Annotated in this window: 15 protein-coding genes; 5 read left to right on the top strand and 10 right to left on the bottom strand. The window is 60.2% G+C overall.

What is annotated here, in order from left to right; all coding sequences use genetic code 11:
- Positions 1-26: 26 nt before the first annotated feature.
- Complete coding sequence (locus KQ933_RS16625) at positions 27-1,031, bottom strand: bile acid:sodium symporter family protein (RefSeq protein ID WP_216755897.1); 1,005 nt, start codon at positions 1,029-1,031, stop codon at positions 27-29.
- Between the two features lie 94 nt (positions 1,032-1,125).
- Here KQ933_RS16625 and KQ933_RS16620 point away from each other — a divergent pair, with 94 nt between their 5' ends.
- Positions 1,126-1,980: a LysR family transcriptional regulator gene (locus KQ933_RS16620; RefSeq protein WP_216755896.1), complete on the top strand. Its 855-nt coding sequence runs from the start codon at positions 1,126-1,128 to the stop codon at positions 1,978-1,980.
- A 71-nt stretch (positions 1,981-2,051) separates the two neighbouring features.
- Here the strand turns inward: KQ933_RS16620 and KQ933_RS16615 are convergent, their stop codons facing one another.
- Positions 2,052-3,104, bottom strand: a complete 1,053-nt coding sequence (locus KQ933_RS16615) for a low specificity L-threonine aldolase (protein WP_216755895.1) — start codon at positions 3,102-3,104, stop codon at positions 2,052-2,054.
- A gap of 544 nt (positions 3,105-3,648) precedes the next feature.
- Between KQ933_RS16615 and gltB the strand changes: the two genes are divergently transcribed.
- Together gltB and KQ933_RS16605 are read left to right on the top strand one after the other, a co-directional pair.
- Positions 3,649-8,373 (top strand): glutamate synthase large subunit, encoded by a 4,725-nt coding sequence (gene gltB / locus KQ933_RS16610; protein ID WP_216755894.1) that lies wholly within the window; start codon positions 3,649-3,651, stop codon positions 8,371-8,373.
- 225 nt (positions 8,374-8,598) lie between these two features.
- Complete coding sequence (locus KQ933_RS16605; protein WP_216758932.1) at positions 8,599-10,053, top strand: glutamate synthase subunit beta; 1,455 nt, start codon at positions 8,599-8,601, stop codon at positions 10,051-10,053.
- Between the two features lie 127 nt (positions 10,054-10,180).
- On the opposite strand, the gene KQ933_RS16600 is transcribed toward KQ933_RS16605, so the two are convergent.
- A complete protein-coding gene (locus tag KQ933_RS16600) occupies positions 10,181-11,395 on the bottom strand; it encodes an SGNH family hydrolase (protein WP_216755893.1) in 1,215 nt (404 codons plus the stop codon).
- 189 nt (positions 11,396-11,584) lie between these two features.
- Positions 11,585-12,808 (bottom strand): lytic murein transglycosylase, encoded by a 1,224-nt coding sequence (locus tag KQ933_RS16595; RefSeq protein WP_216755892.1) that lies wholly within the window; start codon positions 12,806-12,808, stop codon positions 11,585-11,587.
- Positions 12,809-13,012: 204 nt separating this feature from the next.
- Here KQ933_RS16595 and galU point away from each other — a divergent pair, with 204 nt between their 5' ends.
- Positions 13,013-13,900 (top strand): UTP--glucose-1-phosphate uridylyltransferase GalU, encoded by an 888-nt coding sequence (gene galU / locus KQ933_RS16590; protein WP_183735267.1) that lies wholly within the window; start codon positions 13,013-13,015, stop codon positions 13,898-13,900.
- Positions 13,901-13,906: 6 nt separating this feature from the next.
- Here the strand turns inward: galU and KQ933_RS16585 are convergent, their stop codons facing one another.
- Positions 13,907-15,442 carry an outer membrane beta-barrel protein gene (locus tag KQ933_RS16585; RefSeq protein ID WP_216755891.1) on the bottom strand — a complete coding sequence of 512 codons (1,536 nt, stop codon included), beginning with the start codon at positions 15,440-15,442 and terminating at the stop codon, positions 13,907-13,909.
- 144 nt (positions 15,443-15,586) lie between these two features.
- On the opposite strand from KQ933_RS16585, the gene KQ933_RS16580 reads away from it, so the two are divergent.
- A complete protein-coding gene (locus tag KQ933_RS16580) occupies positions 15,587-16,582 on the top strand; it encodes an SIS domain-containing protein (protein WP_216755890.1) in 996 nt (331 codons plus the stop codon).
- On the opposite strand, the gene KQ933_RS16575 is transcribed toward KQ933_RS16580, so the two are convergent.
- The 5 genes from KQ933_RS16575 to KQ933_RS16555 form a co-directional block, all read right to left on the bottom strand.
- The gene (locus KQ933_RS16575) at positions 16,583-17,038 is read right to left on the bottom strand and encodes an NfeD family protein (RefSeq protein WP_216755889.1); all 456 of its coding nucleotides are present in this window, start codon (positions 17,036-17,038) and stop codon (positions 16,583-16,585) included. It abuts the gene before it with no gap.
- A 3-nt stretch (positions 17,039-17,041) separates the two neighbouring features.
- Positions 17,042-18,067: an SPFH domain-containing protein gene (locus KQ933_RS16570; RefSeq protein WP_216755888.1), complete on the bottom strand. Its 1,026-nt coding sequence runs from the start codon at positions 18,065-18,067 to the stop codon at positions 17,042-17,044.
- Positions 18,068-18,151: 84 nt separating this feature from the next.
- Entirely contained in the window at positions 18,152-18,325 is a 174-nt protein-coding gene (locus tag KQ933_RS16565; protein WP_216755887.1) for a hypothetical protein, read from the bottom strand.
- 231 nt (positions 18,326-18,556) lie between these two features.
- Positions 18,557-19,588 carry a ferrochelatase gene (hemH, locus tag KQ933_RS16560; protein ID WP_216755886.1) on the bottom strand — a complete coding sequence of 344 codons (1,032 nt, stop codon included), beginning with the start codon at positions 19,586-19,588 and terminating at the stop codon, positions 18,557-18,559.
- A 128-nt stretch (positions 19,589-19,716) separates the two neighbouring features.
- Entirely contained in the window at positions 19,717-21,636 is a 1,920-nt protein-coding gene (locus tag KQ933_RS16555) for a bifunctional UDP-sugar hydrolase/5'-nucleotidase (RefSeq protein WP_216755885.1), read from the bottom strand.
- Positions 21,637-21,712 lie beyond the last annotated feature (76 nt).

The raw sequence follows: 21,712 nt of genomic DNA, 5'->3' as shown, positions 1-21,712 counted from the left end.
TTTTTGTTTATGGTCACTTTGTTCGATCAGGCTGGGCTTGCAGCTTCTTCAAGCTGCTTTTCGGTCGCTCGGCGGGCTGCGGCCGCGGCATATTTCTGGGCGATAACGGCGCAGACCATCAGCTGGATCTGATGGAAGAGCATCAGCGGCAGGACGATCGCGCCGATCGACTGGCCGGCGAAGATGACGTTTGCCATCGGTACGCCACTTGCGAGGCTCTTTTTCGAGCCGCAGAAGGTGATGGTGATCTCATCGGCCTTGCTGAAGCCCAGCCAGCGGCTGCCGTACATGGTCATGATTAGAACGAGGGCAAGCAGCACCATGTCGGCGATGATGACGGCAGCGATGTCGGCGATCGAGAAGGTGTGCCACAGACCTTCGACGACGGCCGTCGAGAAGGCTAGATAGACGACCATCAGGATGGAGCCGCGATCGACGGGCATCAGGATCTTCTTCTTGGAGCGGATCCAGTCGCCGATCCAGGGCTGCAGGATCTGGCCAACGACGAAGGGGGCCAGAAGCTGGAGCAGGATCTGTTCGAGCGCATCGAAGGAGAAGCCGCCATGGCCGCCGACCGAAAAGAGCAGGCCGACGAGCAGCGGCGTCAGGAACATGCCGAAGATATTGGAAGCTGAAGCCGAGCAGATCGCCGCCGGCACGTTGCCGCCAGCCATCGAGGTGAAGGCAATGGAGGATTGGACCGTCGACGGCAGCACGCAGAGGAAGAGAATGCCGAGATAGAGCGGCTGCGGCAGGATCGAATCTGGAATGAGACCCACTGCGAGGCCAAGGATCGGGAAAATACCGAAGGTCGTCAGCAGGATCACCAGATGCAGCCGCCAGTGCAGCAGACCGGCGATGACGACATCGCGTGAAAGGCGCGCGCCATGCAGGAAGAACAGGAGCGCGATGGCGATATCGGTCGCTACACCGAACCAGTCGGCAAACGTGCCGCTCGCCGGGAAGATCGAGGCGAGAATAACGGTGCAGACGAGCAGGATCGTGAATGTATCGGGTAAGAAGCGGCGCATGGCGGTCTCGCTGGAATAAATGAGTCATTGTTCTGTCGCTCATTATGATCCAGGATGCAAGAAATAACAGTTATCACAAATGTGGATATTAGGTATGCTGGATCTCTCACAGCTTCGCAGTTTCGTTACCGTTGAACAAATGGGCAGCTTCACGCTTGCTGCTGAAAGGCTGGGTCTCGGGCAGTCGACGGTCAGCCAGCACATTCAGAGGCTGGAGACCTCGCTCGGGCGTCGGCTGCTGGAGCGGGATACGCACAAGGTCGTGCTGACCGGTGACGGCGAGGCCCTGCTTTCGCATGCGCGCGCCATGCTGTTGATCGAGGGGCAGGTGCAGTCGCTGTTCAAGGGCGGCAGCCTGCGGGGACGCCTTCGGCTCGGCGTCTCCGAAGATTTCGTGACGAGCCAGTTGCCGGCGGTGCTGGAAGATTTCGTGCGCTCTCATCCCTCCGTCGACCTGGAACTGACGGTCGCACTTTCCGGTGTGCTCTACGAAATGCAGGATGCGGGAGCAATCGACCTCGTGCTTGCCAAGCGGAGGCTCGGCGACGAGCTCGGAAGGCTCGTCTATCGAGAGCCGCTGGTGTGGTTGGCGCGTGATCCGGAGCATGTACTTGCATCCGGTCCGCTTCCCTTGATCGCTTTCCCGCCGCCGAGCGTCACGCGCGCCATCGCGCTGGAGGCGCTCGGGCGGCATGGTGTGGCCTGGCGCATCGTGTGTACCTGCGGCAGCCTGAGCGGGCTGACGGCTGCTGCGCGCGCCGGCATGGGGGTGCTCGTGCAGCCGCGCAGCATGGCGCCCTCGGGTCTGAAGGAAATCGCTCCAAGCAAGTTACCGGCGCTGGAGGATGTCGAATTCGTTCTGGTGCCGCGCAAGGGAGCCGATCAGGCGTTGGTGGCGGCCCTTTCGGAGGATATTTTGAAGAAGGTCAGGGGGTTGCGGTCTACCTGAGTGAAAACCGGCTTTGTTCCAAAAGAGACCGGAACACACACCTTCCGAGTGGGCGTCCGGTGCTTTCGAAATCAGGCCGCGAGGCACTTCAGGAAGCCGTCGACATCGGCCTCGGTCGTGGCGAAGCTGGTGACCAGCCGAATGAGGGTTTCGCCTTCCGAAACGAGATCCGATGTGCCGGCCGGGATTGGCCACTCGTAAAATTTTGCGCCTCTGGCTTCTGCCGTCTTCGCTGCGGACTTCGGAATTACGGCGAAGACTTCGTTCGAGGCTGTCGGCCAGGCGAGGCGAGCGGAATTGCTGGCGCCGATACCGGCGCGCAGGCGGTCTGCCATGCCGTTGGAATGGCGGGCGAGATCAAGCCAGAGGCCGTTTTCGAAATAGGCATCGAACTGGGCTGCGATGAAACGCGACTTGGAGAAGTGCTGGGCTGCGCGCTTGCGAATGAAATGCATTTCCTTCGCCTGCTCCGGATTGAAGAAGACGATCGCTTCCGCGCACCAGCAGCCATTCTTCGTGCCGCCGAAGGAGAGGATGTCGACGCCGCGCTTCCAGGTCATTTCGGCAGGTGTTGTTTTCAGTGCGATGAGCGCATTGGCAAAGCGCGCACCGTCCATGTGCAGGGGCAGTCCCCGTTTCTTGGCGATCGAGGAAATTTCGCCGATTTCCGGCAACGAATAGACGGTACCGATTTCGGTCGATTGTGTGATGGTCACAGCGCTGGCGCGGCCATGACGGAGGGCATCTTCGGGGAAGTGCGCGATCTTTGCCGAGAGCCTGGCCGGATCGATCTTGCCGGCCTCACCGTCGACGGCCATGAGGCGGGCGGAGCCGGAGAAGAATTCCGGCGCGCCGCATTCATCCTCGATCACGTGGGCTTCCGAATGGCAGAAGGTGATCCCGCCGGGGCGCTGGACGCTCGCCAGCGCCAGAGAGTTGGCTGCTGTGCCGGTGGCGACGAAGAAGACGCAAACCTCGCGTTCAAAGATCTCGGAGAAGCGGGCGTCCACCTTCTTGTCGAGATCACTGTTGCCATAAGCGGCCGCAAACCCGGCGGATTCGGCAAGTAGGCGTTCGGCAATGGATTTATGGGCGCCAGCCCAATTGTCAGAAGCAAAAATCATGGAGGAAACCATTGAAAATCATGGGGCGGGAGGTTCGGGAAGGGACTTTACGCCAAAGCTTCACAGGATCAAGGGCGGAAGCCGGAATGCATCACAGAAATTGAACTGCGTAATCAAAAAACAAAATGTCTTCTCTCTGTGTAATTTTATGTCGCTGTTTTGGCCGATTTGGCAATCTTCCGTCGCAAATTGATGTTTTTTTAAGAGGATGCCCTTGCGAAGAGGAATTGTTTCTGGCATTGAACGGATGAACTAGGACAGGGTTGCTGTCCTATTTTGGCCTTCCCGGCCGAAGAGGCGCCGAAAGCCCTGGCACAGAGCGGCTTTCACGCTATAGTTCTTTCGAGCGCCAAGCCTTCACATGGCGGCGCGCGGAGGCGAATGGCAGGCGCGGAACGCGACGGTTTGCTTTCCTTGAGAAGCAGGTGTCTGCGACCGGATCTTCACAATGCAACAGCGCTGTCACGCGCCGGACCTATCTTCAGGGTGCGGAGCGCGACAAAAAGCCGCCCGCAGTCCCGCGGGCTTCGACAGGAGGAAGACGATGACGAAGATGACGCCATCCATGGGTATTGACCAGTTCGCAGCAGCAGACGTGCGCGCAACGGCCAATACGCGTAAATCCGCCTCCGGCCTGCCGAAAAAACAGGGGCTTTACGATCCACGCAACGAACATGACGCCTGCGGTGTCGGCTTCGTCGCGCATATGAAGGGTCAGAAGTCCCACCAGATCGTCAAGGACGGTCTCTTCATCCTCGAAAACCTGACGCACCGCGGTGCCGTCGGCGCCGATCCGCTGATGGGCGACGGCGCGGGTATTCTCGTGCAGATTCCCGACCGCTTCTTCCGCGAGGAGATGGCCAAGCAGGACATTACTCTGCCGAAGGCCGGCGAATATGGCGTCGGCCATATCTTCATGCCGCGTGACGAAAAGCAGATCGAACATTTCAAGAAGGTGATCAAGGACGTCATCACCGAAGAAGGCCAAGTCTTCATCGGCTTCCGCGACGTACCGGTCGACAATTCCTCGCTCTCGAAGGCGCCGGCGATTGCCGCGACCGAGCCGCATCATGTGCAGGTCTTCATTGGTGCCGGCAAGGATGCTGCGACGAACGACGAATTCGAGCGCCGGCTCTTCACCCTTCGCAAGGTCATCTCCAACCGAATCTATGATGAGTTCGACGGTGAAGAGAGCCACTTCTATCCGGTGTCGCTGTCGAGCACGACCGTCGTCTACAAGGGCATGTTCCTGGCTTACCAGGTCGGTGCCTATTATAAGGACTTGTCGGACCCGCGCTTCGAAAGCGCGGTGGCACTCGTGCACCAGCGGTTCTCGACCAACACCTTCCCATCCTGGAAGCTTGCGCACCCTTACCGCATGGTCGCCCATAACGGTGAAATCAATACGCTGCGCGGCAACGTCAACTGGATGGCGGCGCGTCAGGCTTCGGTCTCCTCTCCGCTTTTCGGCGAGGATATCTCCAAGCTCTGGCCGATCTCCTATGAGGGCCAGTCGGACACGGCCTGTTTCGATAACGCACTCGAATTCCTTCTGCGCGGCGGCTATTCGCTGTCGCATGCGGTCATGATGCTGATTCCGGAAGCCTGGGCCGGCAATCAGTCCATGTCGCCGGAGCGCAAGGCATTCTACGAATATCATGCCGCTCTCATGGAGCCTTGGGATGGTCCGGCTGCCGTTGCTTTCACCGACGGCAAGCAGATCGGTGCGACGCTCGACCGTAACGGCCTGCGTCCGGCCCGCTATCTCGTCACCAATGACGACCGTGTCATCCTCGCTTCCGAAGCCGGCACGCTGCCGGTCGCGGAAGAAAACATCATCCAGAAGTGGCGACTGCAGCCGGGCAAGATGCTGCTGATCGACATGGAAGAGGGCCGGATCATCTCTGACGACGAGGTGAAGGCGCAGCTTGCGAACGCTCATCCTTATCGCAGCTGGCTGAACCGCACGCAGCTGATCCTCGAAGACCTGAAGCCGGTCGAACCGCGCGCGCTTCGCCGCGACGTCTCGCTGCTCGACCGCCAGCAGGCCTTCGGCTACACGACCGAGGACACCAGGATCCTGATGTCGCCGATGGCGACGACGGGCCAGGAGGCGATCGGCTCGATGGGCACGGATACGCCGATCTCGGCCATGTCCGAGAAGTCGAAGCTGCTTTATACCTATTTCAAGCAGAACTTCGCGCAGGTGACGAACCCGCCGATCGACCCGATCCGTGAAGAGCTCGTCATGAGCCTCGTTTCCTTCATCGGTCCGCGTCCGAACATTCTCGACCATGAAGGCATGGCGAACGCCAAGCGCCTCGAAGTGCGCCAGCCGATCCTGACCAATGGCGATCTCGAAAAGATCCGCTCCATCGGTCATACGGAGGACCGTTTCGACACCAAGACGCTCGACTTCACCTATGATGTGGAGCGTGGTGCCGAAGGCATGCCGGAAATGCTCGATCGTCTCTGCGAGCGTGCGGAGGCAGCCGTCAAGGGTGGCTACAACATCATCGTGCTCTCCGACCGCCAGGTCGGGCCGGACCGGATCGCCATTCCCGCGCTGCTCGCAACCGCTGCCGTGCACCATCACCTGATCCGCAAGGGGCTGCGTACCTCGGTCGGTCTCGTCGTCGAAACCGGCGAGCCGCGCGAAGTGCATCATTTCTGCCTTTTGGCCGGTTACGGCGCCGAAGCGATCAACCCCTATCTCGCCTTCGACACGCTGCTCGACATGCATGCCAAGGGCGAATTCCCGAAGGAAGTCGATGCCAGCGAAGTGGTCTATCGCTACATCAAGGCGGTCGGTAAGGGCATCCTCAAGGTCATGTCCAAGATGGGCATCTCGACCTATCAGTCCTATTGCGGCGCGCAGATCTTCGATGCGATCGGCCTGCAGTCGGAATTCGTCGACAAGTACTTCTTCGGCACGGCGACGACCATTGAAGGTGTTGGTCTCGAAGAGATTGCGCGCGAGACCGTTGTTCGCCACAAGGCAGCCTTCGGCCGAGACCCGATCCTGGCAAGCACGCTCGATATCGGCGGCGAATATGCCTATCGCATGCGCGGCGAAAGCCATGCATGGACGCCGGATGCCGTCGCTGCCCTGCAGCATGCGGTGCGTGGCAATGCCGAGGATCGCTACCGCGAGTTCGCCGAGATGGTGAACACGTCGGCGCTGCGCATGAACACGATCCGCGGCCTCTTCAAGATCAAGAGCGCGGAGGCGCTCGGCCGCAAGCCGGTGTCGCTCGACAGCGTCGAGCCGGCAATCGATATCGTCAAGCGCTTCTCCACCGGCGCCATGTCCTTCGGCTCGATCAGCCGCGAGGCACATACGACGCTGGCGATCGCCATGAACCGGATCGGCGGCAAGTCGAACACCGGTGAGGGCGGCGAAGAGAGCGACCGCTACATGCCGCTGCCGGATGGTTCGTCGAACCCCGAGCGTTCGGCCATCAAGCAGATTGCGTCCGGCCGCTTCGGTGTGACGACGGAATATCTCGTCAATGCCGACGTGCTGCAGATCAAGGTCGCGCAGGGCGCCAAGCCCGGCGAAGGCGGTCAGCTGCCTGGCCACAAGGTCGATGCGGTCGTTGCCAAGACGCGTCACTCGACCCCGGGCGTCGGCCTGATTTCGCCGCCGCCGCACCACGACATCTACTCGATCGAGGATCTGGCGCAGCTGATCTACGACCTGAAGAACGTCAACTCGACCTCGGATGTCTCGGTCAAGCTCGTCTCGGAAGTCGGCGTCGGCACGGTTGCCGCCGGCGTTGCGAAGGCGCGCGCCGACCATATCACGGTCGCCGGTTTCGATGGCGGTACGGGCGCATCGCCGCTCACCTCGCTGAAACATGCCGGCAGCCCGTGGGAAATCGGCCTTGCCGAAACCCAGCAGACGCTGGTGCTGAACGGTCTGCGCTCGCGCGTCGCCCTGCAGGTCGACGGCGGTCTGAAGACAGGCCGCGACGTCATTATCGGCGCGCTGCTCGGTGCCGACGAATTCGGCTTCGCGACGGCACCGCTGATCGCTGCCGGCTGCATCATGATGCGCAAGTGCCATCTCAACACCTGTCCGGTCGGCGTGGCGACGCAGGATCCGGTCTTGCGCAAGCGCTTCAAGGGCGCGCCCGAGCACGTCATCAATTACTTCTTCTTCGTCGCCAACGAAGTGCGCGAAATTCTGGCCTCCCTCGGCTTTACCAGGCTCGATGAGATCATCGGCGCTTCCGAGCTGCTCGAGAAGGACGAGATGCTAGCGCACTGGAAGGCTAGGGGACTCGATTTCGCGAAGATCTTCCACAAGGTCGATGCACCGAAGGAAGAGACTTACTGGACGACGCGCCAGAAGCATCCGATCGACGACATTCTCGACCGCAAGATGATTGCGGCGGCCGAACCGGCGCTGGCGTCGAAGACGCCGGTCGCCTTCGAGGTCGACATCAAGAACGTCGACCGTTCGGCCGGCGCGATGCTCTCGGGCGAAGTGGCCAAGCGTTATAACCATCGCGGCCTGAAGGAAGACACGATCAACGTCACCCTGAAGGGCACGGCGGGACAGAGCTTCGGCGCGTTCCTGGCGCGCGGCATCACCTTCAACCTCGTTGGCGACGGCAACGACTATGTCGGCAAGGGTCTTTCGGGCGGCAAGATCATCATCCGTCCGCCTGACAATTCGAGGATCGTGGCTGAGAACTCAATCATCGTCGGCAATACGGTGCTCTACGGCGCGACCGAAGGTGAGTGCTACTTCCGCGGTGTCGCGGGCGAGCGCTTTGCGGTTCGTAACTCCGGCGCGATCGCCGTCATCGAGGGCGTGGGCGACCACGGCTGCGAATATATGACGGGCGGCGTGGTTGTCGTGCTCGGCGGAACGGGCCGCAACTTCGCAGCCGGCATGTCCGGTGGCGTGGCCTATGTTCTCGACGAAGCCGGTGATTTCGCCAGCCGCTGTAACATGGCCATGGTCGAGCTCGAGCCGGTTCCGGAAGAGGACGACATGCTGGAGAAGCTGCACCACCACGGTGGCGACCTCATGCACAAGGGACGCGTCGACGTCTCCGGTGACATGACGCGCCACGATGAGGAACGGCTCTATCAGCTGATCTCCAATCACCTGCACTACACGGGCTCTACTCGTGCCAAGGAAATCCTTGAGCACTGGGGTGACTACCGTCCGAAATTCCGCAAGGTCATGCCGGTCGAATATCGCCGCGCGCTTGAGGAAATGGAGCGCAGCCGGATGGGCATCGCTGCCGAGTAATTGCACCGAACAATCCGCCACGCCTCAACAGCGCGTGGCGGGTGACTGAAATATCTCAATGACTCAACGACGATCAGCCGCGAGCTTGAAGCTGGCGCGACCGCGTGGATGGAAATCAGGAGATATGTTCTGATGACGGCCAAAGCAAACAACCTGCCTCCGCGATCGAGGCTGAACAGACAACTGGCCGCAGGCGAGGCGGTCATGAGGGTAAGGGACGAAAATATGGGTAAGGTAACAGGGTTTCTGGAAATCGATCGGCAGGTAGCGAAGTATCAGCCGGCGTCGGACCGCATCCGGCATTTCCGTGAATTCACGATCCCGATGTCGGACCCGGAAGTGCAGAAACAGGCAGCCCGCTGCATGGACTGTGGCATTCCCTATTGCCACGGCCCAACGGGTTGCCCTGTTCATAACCAGATTCCTGATTGGAACGACCTCGTCTACAACAACAACTGGGAAGCGGCGATCCAGAACCTGCATTCGACCAACAACTTCCCGGAATTTACCGGCCGCGTCTGCCCGGCTCCGTGCGAGGAAGCCTGCACGCTGAACCTCGAAGATGCGCCGGTCGCAATCAAGACGGTCGAACAGGCAATCGCCGACAAGGCCTACGAACTCGGCTTCATTCGTCCGCAGCCGGCGACGATCCATACCGGCAAGAAGGTAGCGATCATCGGCTCCGGTCCGGCCGGTATGGCGGCAGCCCAGCAGCTCGGCCGCGCCGGCCATGATGTGCATGTCTATGAGCGCGAGACAAAGCCGGGTGGCCTGCTGCGCTACGGCATTCCGGACTTCAAAATGGAGAAGAACTTCATCGATCGCCGTGTCGAGCAGATGAAGGGCGAGGGCGTGACCTTCCATTGCGGCGTCAATGTCGGCGTCGACGTCAATGTCGAACAGCTTCTGGCTGATCATGATGCCGTGCTTTACTGCGGCGGTTCCGAGACACCGCGTGAAGCCGGCATTCCAGGCACCGATCTCGCCGGTGTTCATGACGCGATGCCCTATCTGGTGCAGCAGAACAAGCGTGTCGGCCGCGAAAACATCGACAGTACCGGCTGGCCGTCCGATCCGATCCTGGCCGGCGCCAAGCATGTCGTCGTCGTCGGCGGTGGTGATACGGCTTCGGACTGCGTCGGCACGGCTTTCCGTCAGGGGGCGGTCAAGGTGACCCAGCTCGACATTCGCCCGCAGCCGCCGGAAAAGGAAGACAAGCTCGCTGTCTGGCCCTTCTGGGCAACGAAGATGCGCACCTCCTCTTCGCAGGCCGAAGGCGCGATCCGCGAATTCCAGGTCGCGACGCTCGAATTCGTCGGTGAAGACGGCGTGCTGACGGGCGTGAAGTGCTGTGAAGTCGATGAGCGTCGTCGCCCGGTACCGGGAACGGATTTCGTCATCAAGGCGGATCTCGCCTTCATCGCCATCGGTTTCAGCGGTCCGTTCAAAGACAGCGTGCTGAAGGAGCTCGATGGCAAACTGACGCTCAACACCGACAAGCGTGGCTCGACCAATGTTGTCGCCAACGACCGCGACTACAAAACCTCTGTCGATAAGCTCTGGACGGCGGGCGACGTGCGCCGTGGCCAGTCTCTGGTGGTCTGGGCGATCCGTGAAGGCCGCCAGGCAGCACGCGCCATCGACGAAGCGTTGATGGGCTCGACGGTTCTGCCGCGCTGATTTGCCGGAAGAATTGGTCAGGTAATAAACTCCGCCGTATCCCGGCGGAGTTCTTCGTGGTGCGACCAGTTGATGCGCGGCTGCTTCAGGCAAGCCTCATGCAAAGGGCCGCTCGGGCGGTCCTTTCTCATTTTATAGAAGTTTCTGCCGTCGTCCTCAGCGTCGGCATGCGATAGTCGTCGATGCGGCCTGCGGGTGCCGGTGCCATTTCTCCCTGCTCGACCAGGAGATCGCGCGGCGATTTCGTCAGCGTCACAGGCATAGCCCTGCTGGCGCCGAGCAATTCGGCTCCGCCATCAAGGTTCGGGTCGGACAGGCTGATCGGCTGCGTATGTTCCACTGGATCGGTGGGCAGCGTCAGTGCCGGCAGGTTGCCGGGATCGAGGCGCACGAGGTCGGGACTCGCCTGGGTGCCGAGAATGCGGCGCGCCGGCTTTTCGACATAGAAGGCGAGCTTGCGGCGGCCCGCCTGTGTCAGGTTGATGCCGTCAGTGGTGCGCAGGCGCACTTGCTGGCCGTTGACGTCGGAGCCGGTGACGATGAATTTACCGTTCTCATCCACGAAGCCGTCCCAGATATCGACGAATTCGCCGCCGATGTTCTCCATCTGGTTGCGATAGAGCTGGTTCATCTGCACGGCGTCGGATGTCATCGAATCGGATTCGAAGGCGGGAAGTCCGACCCAGAGCAACGGGATCTTGCGGCCTGTGATCTCCTTGCCAAAGGCAAGTACGCGGCGCTGGTATTCGGTAAACCAGCCGTCGGTACGGAATTTTTCCTTGCCGACATCGGTCACCATCTGCTGGCGATCATTGGCGCCGATCATGACGACGACCATCGCCGGCTTCAGTTCGTCGATCATCTTCGGCAATTCGCCGGGCCAGTTGTAATAGTCGTCGCGTACGAGACCCGATGACACATTGCTGCGGGCTTCGACCACGACACCTGGAGAGGTTTCAAAGGCTGCAGTGAGGCCGTCACCGAGGCCACCAGCGAGGAAGTCGCCGACAACAAGGATTTTCTGGGCGCTATCCAGCTTTTGAACAACCGGCTCAGCCGGCGTTACGGGCGCCGTTCGCGTCGGGGTTACGGCCTTCTGTGCTGCTGGCGGGCGCCGGCGCTGCTGCTGCTGCCGTCTGGGCTGGTCCCGCATTTCGGGCTGCGGATTCTCATCGATGTAGCGGCGCCCGAGAAAGAAATCGAGGATGGACCGGCGCTGGTAGCGAAGCTCCTGCGCTTCGGCATAGTGCATCGGCACCATCGAGCCGAGGCAAAGGGAAAGCGCGGCTGCGGCAAACACAAGCACGCGAATCCATCGGGTCCGGTTAGTTTTTCTCGTCATCGGGCAGTTCCGCATCTGCCGGGCATCTTGCATGGGCAGCGGCTTTCCGTCCACTCCACATCATTATTTAGGTCACGCTTTTCCCGCTTCTACAGCATCGGCCCGAAAATCGGAATCGATTTTCGGGCCGATGCTGTAGATTCTAAGGGATAGAGCATCCTTTGTACGTCCGATTGGACGCACGGCGCTCTAGCGGCGCAGCGCGTGGAGAAGCGAAAGTGATGGCTCACCATCCGGCTGCATGCCGATACGCTCCTGTACGGCGGCGATCGCAGCCTTGGAGCCGGAGCCGAAATTGCCGTCGACGTCGCCGCTATAATAGCCGAGCGTCTTCAAACGCGTCTGCAGTTCGAACTTTTCGGTGATGTCGAGAGCGCCTTCCGGGCGTGGCCAGCGCTGCTGCATGCCGCCATAGCCGGCGATCTGGTCTGCGAGGAGGCCGACGGCGAGTGCATAGCTGTCGGAGGCATTGTAGTTCTTGATCGTGAAGAAGTTGGCCGTCATCAGGAAACCTGGACCATCGGAACCGGCCGGCATCTTCAAGACGGCGCGGCTCTGCCCATCCTTGAAGGGCTTACCGCTCGGGCGTTTGAGACCGAGTGCTGCCCACTGAGCAAGCGTGTGCGTCTTGCCAACCTGCTTTGCCGCAGAAGCAGGTACTGCGACCTCGTAACCCCAGGTTCTGCCGGCATCCCAGCCATTCTTCATCAGAAGATTCGCCGAGGTCGCCAGCGCATCGGGCACGGAATTCCAGATGTCGCGATGGCCATTGCCATCCGCGTCGACCGCGTAAAGAAGATAGCTCGTCGGGATGAATTGGGTGTGGCCCATGGCGCCGGCCCAGGAGCCAGTCATCTCCCTGGCGGGGACGTCCCCGTTCTGCAGGATTTTCAGGGCTGCGATCAACTGCTTCTTGGCGTATTTGCCGCGCTTGGGGTCGGCATAGGCAAGTGTGGCCAGCGCTCGCGGCACATAGTGAAGACGCTCATCTTTTGCGAGAACGGCGCCGTAATTTGATTCCATCGACCAGATCGCCAGCAGAATCGACTTGTCGACACCGAACTGGCGCTGGATGGCATCGAGCGTTTTAGCGTGTTTGGCAGCCATCTTGCGGCCAATTTCCACAGTGTAGGGGTTGACGCGGGAATCGACATAGTCCCAAATCTTCGATGTAAATTCAGGCTGATAGGTGGCCTTTTCGAGGACTGTGGGATCGGGTTCGCTTACCCCAGAAAAGGCTTTTTGGTACGTTGCCTTACTGATGCCACTCTGAGCAGCAGTTTGGTAAAAGTCCGCGATCCACTTCTGGAACCGGGCATCGGCTTTTGCGTTATTGGGGGCCAGTCCAGCCGCAGTGGCGACAACGATGGCGAGAGCAAGACCACGAAGGGAGTGTGTGTATTTCTGGGTCATCGGCAGTCGTATCCGTCATCTTCAGTTTTAGCCAAGGCGGTACGTCATGTCCGCTCTACGCCGAAATTACAGGAACGGAGTCAACAAATTCTTTACCATGGGCGGCCGGGGCAGTCACCATTTGCAAAACGGTAGCAATTCTATACTAGTTCAAATCGATATAGCGTTTAGGTAAAAGCGGTATAGTCAAAACAGGAGATCGGTGTGGCTCAGCATAAGAAAGTTCGTAAGGCAGTATTTCCAGTCGCGGGACTGGGGACGCGGTTCCTTCCGGCTACCAAAGCGGTTCCGAAGGAAATGCTGACTGTTGTCGACAAGCCAATTATTCAGTATGTCGTCGACGAAGCACTTGAAGCAGGCATTGAACATCTGGTTTTTGTTACTGGCCGTAACAAGCACGTCATCGAAGACTACTTCGATATTCATTTCGAACTTGAGCAGACGCTCAAGGAGCGCGCCAAGAAGGCGGAAATCACCCTCCTGCAGCAGCAGCTTCCCAAGGCAGGCACGGTGAGCTTTACCCGTCAGCAGGAGCCGCTCGGCCTCGGCCACGCCGTCTGGTGCGCCCGCGAGATCGTCGGCGACGAGCCTTTCGCGCTGCTTCTGCCCGACATGATCATGAAGGACAAAAAGGGCTGCATGAAGGGCATGATTGAGCTCTACGAGCACAGCGGCGGCAACATTATCGCCGTCGAGGAATGTGCTCCCGATCAGGCTCACAAATACGGCATCGTCGGCGTTGGTGATGCGATCGGCGAGGGCTTCCGCATCACAGGCATGGTGGAAAAGCCGGCCAAGGGCACCGCTCCTTCCAACTTCTTCATCAACGGTCGCTACATCCTGCAGCCGGAAGTCTTCAAGATCCTGGAAAGCCAGGAACGCGGCGCCGGCAACGAAATCCAACTCACCGACGGCATGCTGAAGCTGCTCAAGGAACAGGATTTCGCAGGCTATCACTTCAAGGGCGAGACTTACGACTGCGGTGCCAAGGATGGTTTCATCCTCGCCAACGTTGCCTTTGCTCTCGAGCGAGCGGACATTCGCCCGAGCGTCGAAGACGGCTTCAGGAACCTGCTCGCCCGTCTGAACTAAGGTTGTTCAGCGCTTCAATTTGAGACCGACGCCGGCTCGCCATTGCTGCGAGTCGTCGCCTTCCTTGCGTGTCGTCAGCTCGTAGCCAAGCGTGTTGGTGAAGTCGAGGTAACGATTGATATTCCAGACGAGACCAGACGAGGCGGTGTAAACCGTCTCGTCACTTATGGTGCTGCCGCTTGGATAATCGCGCAGCGTCACGCCGCCGATGACCGTCGCCACCAGATTGTCGCGCAGCTGATGATCGACCGTCGTCGTCAGCTGATGCGAGACATAGCCGCTTTCACCTGCCGAGGTGGAGGGCTGGATGCTGGTCTGGAGATCGAGATTGACATTCGTTCCGCGGATCGGCGACCAGAGCAGGCTGGCATCGAGTGTTGCCGTATCGATCGATTTCAGCCTGTTGTCATCGAAGTCCGCCGTTGCATAACCGACCGCAACCTCGCCCTTGAGCTTTTCGCCCATATCGACCTGCACGCCGCCCTTGGCGCCGTAGCTATCTCCCGAACGCTGATAACCCGAGGAATCGGTGCGTTCGTCATAATTGGTTTTGCCAACTGACGCTTCGATGAACGGAATGAGTGCCGGCGACAGTTCATAGCCGATACGACCGCGAACCGTGCCTGTCGTCTGATTGCGGTCGCTCAGCGAAACCGTCGTGCCGTTCGAGAGCGTGGCGTCCGAATAGATCGAGCGGGAGAGTGCAACGGCGGCCGTTCCGCGCAAGATCCCGAAATCGTGCTCGATGGAAGCGCCGCCGGTAAATTCCTGCACATCGGACTGCTGATCGGCGTTGGCGATCGCGTCCGGATCATCCGTATCCTCGCGATAGAAATTATAGCCGCCGGTGATGTGGCCGACCGTGTCGCGCGACAGGTCCAGCCGCAGATCGCCATCGATCTTGAAGGAAGGCTGCTCTTCACCCTCGCCGCTGATGTTTTTCTGCCAGGCGCCCTCGGAGGTGACGGTCAACTGATGCCGGCTCCAGTCGGAGGTCAGCGTCGCGCCCATATCGGTTTCGAGGAAGCCGCGGCTCTTTTTTGTGCCACCGTCCTTGGTGATCTCGCTGTTGATCGTCTGGGTGACACTTGGGCGCAGCACGAAGCTGCCGAGAGGGATGCCCGGCGTTTCTTCGGTCGAGGCACTCCCAGGCACTTTTCGCGTTGATGTTTCGTCAAAGCGCGGCTCGCGAGTGTTCAGCCTGCGCATATCCTCGTCGAGGATTGCGCCGGTAATCTCGTCATCGGGCTGCGTTGCCGAGGCAGGTGCTGCGACGGAATCCGCGGCTTGGGCGGCGGCATTGGCGGGAGCGGTCGTGGTGTCGCCTGCATCACCAAAGTCCGGCGCATTGTTCGCGCCGGCGCGCTGTGTGGTGGAGGTGGCCCCGGTGCGCGAATTCGTAGGGCTTGCCGATTGCTGCTGCGATGTCGTCTGTTGCGCGTAAGCGACGGGTGCAATCAGCAGGCCGATAGCCGCAACGGAGACGGCACGGCTCATGGCGCGGAGCGGCGTCACACTGCTCGTCTGTTTTCCCTGGCCCATTCAAATCCGCGCCTGAAATGCTTTTAAGTCTTACCCAAGCGTAAAGCCTTGTGGTTAACCATTCGTTGCCGTGCGGGCCGCGCGTTCATACATGGGAAACATTGTCGGGTGGACAGGCAAAGTGAAAAGGTCTAACGCATTGCCATGATCAGGAGAGCGGTGAAACTCGTCGAAAACAGCCTGCTTCAGTCGGGCAAGCGCACGATCAGTATCGAAAGACTCGCCCTCGAGGCGCTCGAACGCGCTTTCGATGATGGGCTGGCTGGACCCTTTACCCGTGCGGTCGAAATGATCGGCGAAAATTCCGGCCGCGTGATCGTGACCGGCGTCGGCAAGAGCGGCCATATCGGCACGAAGATCGCTGCCACTTTCGCTTCGACAGGCACACCTGCCTTTTTCGTGCATGCGGCGGAAGCCAATCACGGCGATCTCGGCATGATCGCCGGCGACGATCTGGTGCTGGCGATCTCCAAGGGTGGTGAAAGCGCGGAACTGAAGAGCATCATTTCCTACACGCGGCGTTTTTCCATCCCGCTGATTGCAATGACCTGCAGCCCGCAGTCCTCACTGGCGACGGCCGCCGATATCGTTCTGCTGATCCCCAACGAGGAAGAGGCCTGTCCAAATGGGCTGGCGCCAACCACATCGACGATGATGCAGCTTGCGCTCGGCGACGCGCTGGCGATTGCGCTTCTTGACGCGCGAGGCTTTACGGCGACGGATTTCCATGTCTTCCATCCCGGCGGCAAGCTGGGTGCCAGCCTGATGCATGTTGCCGACATCATGCATACCGGTGACCGCCTGCCGCTGGTCGTGAAGGGCACGTCCGTGCCGGATGCGATCAGAGTATTGTCGCACAAGCATTTCGGCTGCGTCGGCGTGCTGGATGCCGAAGGCCGGCTTTGCGGCATCGTCACGGATGGTGACATGTCCCGCAACCTCAGCCGCAATCTTGCGGAGTTGACGGTCGACGACATCATGACGCGCGCGCCGAAGACGGTCAGCCCGACGATCCTGGCGACGGCAGCCCTGGCGCTGCTCGAGCAATACAAGATCGGCGCGCTTATCGTCACTGACGACGACCAGCGTCCGATAGGCCTGGTTCACTTCCACGATCTCTTAAGGATCGGCGTCGCCTGATCAGATCGGCTCTACCGTCAGGTCGCGACCGTTGCTGGAAACGACCCTGACTTGGGTTCCAGCCGGAAGATCCGGCCCCATCACCCGCCACGTCGTATCGTCGAGGCGAATGCGGCCGCGGCCTTCGCGGATCGGTTCGTGCAGTGTGGCTGTGCGGCCGACGAGGCTCGCGCCGCGCTGGTTGAGGAAAGGTTCGTCGGTCTTGCTGTTGCGTAGCGTCAACCGCCGACCGATAAGTGTGGAGATGACCGCAAAGGCGGCGAAGAGAAGCGCCTGAAGCTGCCAGACCCAGAAAGCGGTATCCCAGAAGAGCAGCGACAACGCGCCGACGCTAAGTGCTGCAAGGCCGATCCAGACCAGAAAGAAGCCCGGCGCGACCAATTCGGCGGCAAGCAGCACCAGGCCTGCTACCCACCAGCTCCACGGCCCAAGTTCGCCGACGATCTTCGCCAGCATGGCTCAGCTCTCCGGATTAGGATTGAAAGAACTGGGCGGAGCTGCGCTGACGGGCGGTGTCGAGCGCGCGGGACCGGGGCGGGGGCGCGGAGGCGGAGGTGGATTGCTGCCGTCGCCAAAGACCTCGCGGGCAATTGCGCCGATGCCGCCGAGCGAGCCGAGAATGGAGGAGGCCTCCATCGGCATCAGCACGACCTTGGCATTGTTCGCCTGGCCGATCGAGGTCAGTGCTTCGGTGTATTTCTGCGCCACGAAATAGTTGATTGCCTGGATGTTGCCGGCGGCGATCGCTTCCGAGACCATCTTTGTCGCCTTGGCTTCTGCTTCGGCCAAACGCTCGCGGGCTTCGGCATTGCGGAAGGCCGCTTCCCGCTGGCCTTCGGCCTGAAGGATGGCGGACTGCTTGGCGCCTTCGGCTCTCAGGATCTGCGCGTTGCGCGAACCTTCAGCTTCCAGCACCTGGGCACGTTTCTCGCGCTCGGCCTTCATCTGGCGGGCCATCGCATCGACGAGGTCGCGGGGCGGTTGAATATCCTTGATCTCGACGCGGGTGACCTTGATGCCCCAGGGCTGCACGGCCTCGTCCACGACGCGCAGCAGCCGGTCGTTGATCGCATCGCGATTGGAGAGCAGCTCATCGAGATCCATGGAGCCCATGACGGAGCGAATATTGGTCATGGTGAGGTTAAGGATCGCATTTTCCAGGTTGGAAACCTGATAGGCGGCCTGAGCGGCATTCAGCACCTGGTAGAAGGACACGGCATCGGCAGAGACCGAGGCATTGTCCTTGGTAATCACCTCCTGGGTCGGCACGTTCAGCACCTGCTCCATCACGTTCATCCGGGCGCCGACCCGCTCGATGAAAGGGGTGATCAGGTTCAGGCCGGGTTCCAGCGTGCGCGTATAGCGGCCGAAGCGCTCGATCGTGTAGCGATAACCCTGCGGAACCGTCTTGATGCCCGCAAAGAGCACCAGGATGACGAAAATCACCAATACGATCACGAGAATATCGAAGCCGCTCAGCAGCATGTATTCCTCCCTCAACCCACCTATCTGACGTGGTGAGTTAGCACGTTCTTTGCAAGGACGGAATGACGAGCCTCGCCTGTCAAATCAGGGTGATAGGCCGGCATCGTCCAGGTCGCTCTTTGTGATGTAGCCGCCCATCAGGCAATTTGTGAGGAATGGCTGATCGTCCGGGCTCAGATTGCTGGCCTTGACGTCGCGCAGGCGGAGCTGGCAGGCCACCTGACCGACGATGCCCTTGGGTGGCGCGCCGCGATACATCCGTTGATATTGCTCTCAAGCGAGATAACCGCCACCTACAACGACAAGCACACAGGCAAAGACAATCAATTTTCTGAAACCTGCAGTCATGAAATACGTCCAGATGAGTAAGCCTCAGACCGGGAGCCTGCGCACCGCAGTTGCGGTCGCTGGCTTCGACCCTTCCGTAGACCTGAAGAGGAGGACGTCTTTATCTATCGCCGGGCGCCGGAAAATCTGGTGCCGGGTCTGTCATATCCAGCCCAGAAGCTCGCGACGCACAACCTTTTCCAGCACCTGCATGCCGTCATCGCTGTCATTCAGGCAGGGAATATGCGTGAACTGCTCGCCGCCGTTGTGCTTGAAAGAATGGGCGGCCTGTTCCGCGATCTCCTCCAGCGTCTCCAGACAGTCGGAAACGAAGCCGGGGTTCATGACGGCGATGCGCTTGACGCCGTCCTGCGCCAGCTTCTCGACGGTCTTGTCGGTATAGGGCTGCAGCCATTCTTCCGGTCCGAAGCGGGATTGGAAGGTGACCATGAAATTCTCTTTCGTGAGCCCTAGACGCTCACGCAACAGGCGGCCGGTTTTCTGGCACTGACAGTAATAGGGATCGCCTTGCTGGAAATAGGAGAGTGGAATGCCGTGGAAGGAGGCAAGCAGCATCTCCGGCTTCCAGTCGAGAGTAGCGAGATGCTGCTCTACTGATTTTGCGAGCGCTTCGATGTAGGTCTCGTCGTCATGATAATCCGGCACCGTGCGCAGCGCCGGCTGCCAGCGCATGGCGAGCAGCTTCTGGAAAGCCTTGTCGTTGACGGTGGCGGTGGTGGCTGCCGCATATTGCGGATAGAGCGGGAAGAGCAGGATGCGGTCGCAGCCTTCGTCCTTCAGCGCTTCGATGCGCGAGGGGATCGATGGTGTGCCGTAACGCATCGCCCAATCGACCTTGACGTTGGGCAAGTCCCTCAGGCGTTCAGCCATGAAGTCGGACTGGTTGCGGGTGTAGGTGCGCAGCCAGCTTTCGTTCAGATCCTTGTTCCAGATCGTCTCGTAGGCTTTGCCGACCTTTTGCGGGCGCGTGTTGAGGACGATGCCGAACAGGATCGGGTACCACTTCCAGGGCGACCATTCGATGACGCGTTTGTCGGTCAGGAATTCGCGCAGGTAGCGGCGCATGGACGTATAATCGGTGCCGTCAGGCGTGCCGAGATTGACCAGCAGGACGCCGACCTTGCCGAATTTGACGGCGGGATGGTCCGCCGGGCGGAGTGTAGTATCTGTCATTCTGGCCCCAACGCGCTTTTCGTGTCTCGCCGGTTCATACGCAGCCAGCCGATCACGGTTCACCCTATAAGAAGAAAAGCCAGCCCGGGGAACCCCCGGACCGGCTCGGATGATCGGGACAAATCGTCTTACTTGGCGGGAACCTGGATTTCCTCGCCGATCCGCAGATGGCGTGGGTTCGGGCTGCCATTGGCTTCCGAGAGTTTGCGCCATTCGGCGCCATCGCCGTAAAAGGTCTTGGCGAGATCCCAGAAAGTATCGCCGGCAACGATGACGTGGGTCGAGGGTGTTGATGGTGCGGAGGCTGCCGGGGCGGGTTCAACTGCCGGAGCGGGAGCGGTTGGGGCCGGTGCTGCTGGAGCTGGGGTCGGTTCGGCAGATGGAGCCGGGGCCGCGGGTACAGGGGCTGCAGGAGCCTGCTCTGCGGAGGGAGCAGGTGCCGCCTGCGCAATTTCAGTGATGCGGCCGTCCGTATAAGGCTTGTAGGGCGAGTGCGCGGCAATATACTCGGCTGTCACGTCGGCTAGGTCCGGCCCGTAGTCATAGGCATTCTGGCCGGCTTTGAAGGCGACATAACCGTCGCCGCCGGCGCGCATGAAATTGTTGGTGGCAACGCTGTAGGTCTTGGCATTGTCGATCGGAACGAAAGTGTCGCCGTCCTTGACCTGCACGTCGCTGACGCGGCTGCCGACCGGCTTCGACTGGTCGAAGGTGAATTTCAGACCGGCGACCTGCGGGAAACGGCCGGCCCCCTGGTCGATCTGGCTGACGCCGTTTTCGAGCGCCTTGACGATATCGGCACCGGTCAGCTGGAAGGTGGCGAGCGTATTCTGGAAGGGCAGCACGGTGATGACCTCGCCCTGGGTGACGTCACCGCCATCGATCGAGGCACGCAGACCGCCGCCGTTTTGGATGGCAATGGTCACGCCCTGGTTCCTGGTACGGTCGAGGATGGCATCGGCCACCAGATTGCCCATCGAGCATTCCTTGACGCGGCAGACCTTGCGGTCTCCCTCGATGGGGCCTTCGGAGGAGCCGATCACCTTCTTGCGCAGGTCCTCGATCGGCTTTGCCAGTTCGACAATGCGCGCCGCGACGGCCGGATCGGGGGTGAAGGAAGAATCGATCAGGATGGGATCGCCCTTGGCCTCCTTGACGACGCCATTATCGTCGAAATTAACGACGAGATCGCCGAGATATTTGCTGTAAGAGGCTGCCTGCACCACCGGCACTTTATAGCCGCCGGGATTGTCGACCATTGTCGGGTAGGGACCTTCGGCTTTCGGATCGGTATTCGACAGCAGGCTGTGCGAATGGCCGCCGACGACCACGTCGACATCGGGGATCTTGGCGATCATGGCGAGGTCGCGCGGGTAGCCGACATGGGTGAGCGCAATGATCTTGTTGACGCCTTCGCCTTTCAGTTTCTCAACCTCTGCCGTGATGCTTTTGATGTCATCGACGATCGTCACGTTGGGGCCGGGCGAGGAAAGCTCCGGCGTATCGTTGGTGACGGCGCCGACGATGCCGATCTTCTGACCGCCGACATCAAGCACGAGCGAAGGCTTGACGCGGTCGCCGATCTTGGAGGCGGCACTTGCCTTGACGTTGGCGGTGACGACCGGAAATTGCACCTTGTCGAGGAAGGTTGCGAGCCCGTCCTCGCTGTCGTCGAATTCATGATTGCCGACCGTCATGGCGTCGAACTTCATGAGGTTCAGCATTTCGGCTTCAGCTGCGCCCTTGTAGGTCGTGTAGAAGAGCGAACCCTGGAAGTTGTCGCCGGCATTGAGCAGCAGCGTGTTTTTACCTGTCAAGGCTTGGCGACGCTGGTCGATGGCGACCTTCAGCCGTGCGGCTCCGCCGAAGCACTCGTTCTTGCCCTCTTCCTCGGCAGAACACGTGGAATCGAACTTGTTGATCGATTCGATGCGCGAGTGGAAATCGTTGATATGAAGAATATTGAGTTCGTAATCTGCAAATGCGGCGCTTGTGCTCAGCGCCAGAATAGACGCTGTCAAAAGACCGAAGCTAAAAGATCTCACCATCCCTGTTCTCCTGATTAGGGACAGGATCTTTATCCCTGATCCTGCCCCATCCTTCACGTGGATCGTCACTGACGAT

The sequence above is a fragment of the Rhizobium sp. WYJ-E13 genome (assembly GCF_018987265.1).
GTDB lineage: Bacteria > Pseudomonadota > Alphaproteobacteria > Rhizobiales > Rhizobiaceae > Rhizobium.
The sequence above is the reverse complement of the archived record's forward strand: the minus strand, read 5'-3'. Positions and strand labels throughout refer to the sequence as shown.

Coding starts and splice junctions, on each gene's coding strand:
- KQ933_RS16615 (WP_216755895.1), bottom strand. CDS start 3,104: ATGATTTTTGCTTCTGACAATTGGGCTGGCGCCCATAAATCCATTGCC.
- KQ933_RS16595 (WP_216755892.1), bottom strand. CDS start 12,808: ATGACCCAGAAATACACACACTCCCTTCGTGGTCTTGCTCTCGCCATC.
- KQ933_RS16605 (WP_216758932.1), top strand. CDS start 8,599: ATGGGTAAGGTAACAGGGTTTCTGGAAATCGATCGGCAGGTAGCGAAG.
- KQ933_RS16570 (WP_216755888.1), bottom strand. CDS start 18,067: ATGCTGCTGAGCGGCTTCGATATTCTCGTGATCGTATTGGTGATTTTC.
- gltB (WP_216755894.1), top strand. CDS start 3,649: ATGACGAAGATGACGCCATCCATGGGTATTGACCAGTTCGCAGCAGCA.
- KQ933_RS16620 (WP_216755896.1), top strand. CDS start 1,126: ATGCTGGATCTCTCACAGCTTCGCAGTTTCGTTACCGTTGAACAAATG.
- KQ933_RS16565 (WP_216755887.1), bottom strand. CDS start 18,325: ATGTATCGCGGCGCGCCACCCAAGGGCATCGTCGGTCAGGTGGCCTGC.
- KQ933_RS16575 (WP_216755889.1), bottom strand. CDS start 17,038: ATGCTGGCGAAGATCGTCGGCGAACTTGGGCCGTGGAGCTGGTGGGTA.
- KQ933_RS16585 (WP_216755891.1), bottom strand. CDS start 15,442: ATGGGCCAGGGAAAACAGACGAGCAGTGTGACGCCGCTCCGCGCCATG.
- KQ933_RS16625 (WP_216755897.1), bottom strand. CDS start 1,031: ATGCGCCGCTTCTTACCCGATACATTCACGATCCTGCTCGTCTGCACC.
- hemH (WP_216755886.1), bottom strand. CDS start 19,588: ATGACAGATACTACACTCCGCCCGGCGGACCATCCCGCCGTCAAATTC.
- KQ933_RS16600 (WP_216755893.1), bottom strand. CDS start 11,395: ATGACGAGAAAAACTAACCGGACCCGATGGATTCGCGTGCTTGTGTTT.
- KQ933_RS16580 (WP_216755890.1), top strand. CDS start 15,587: ATGATCAGGAGAGCGGTGAAACTCGTCGAAAACAGCCTGCTTCAGTCG.
- KQ933_RS16555 (WP_216755885.1), bottom strand. CDS start 21,636: ATGGTGAGATCTTTTAGCTTCGGTCTTTTGACAGCGTCTATTCTGGCG.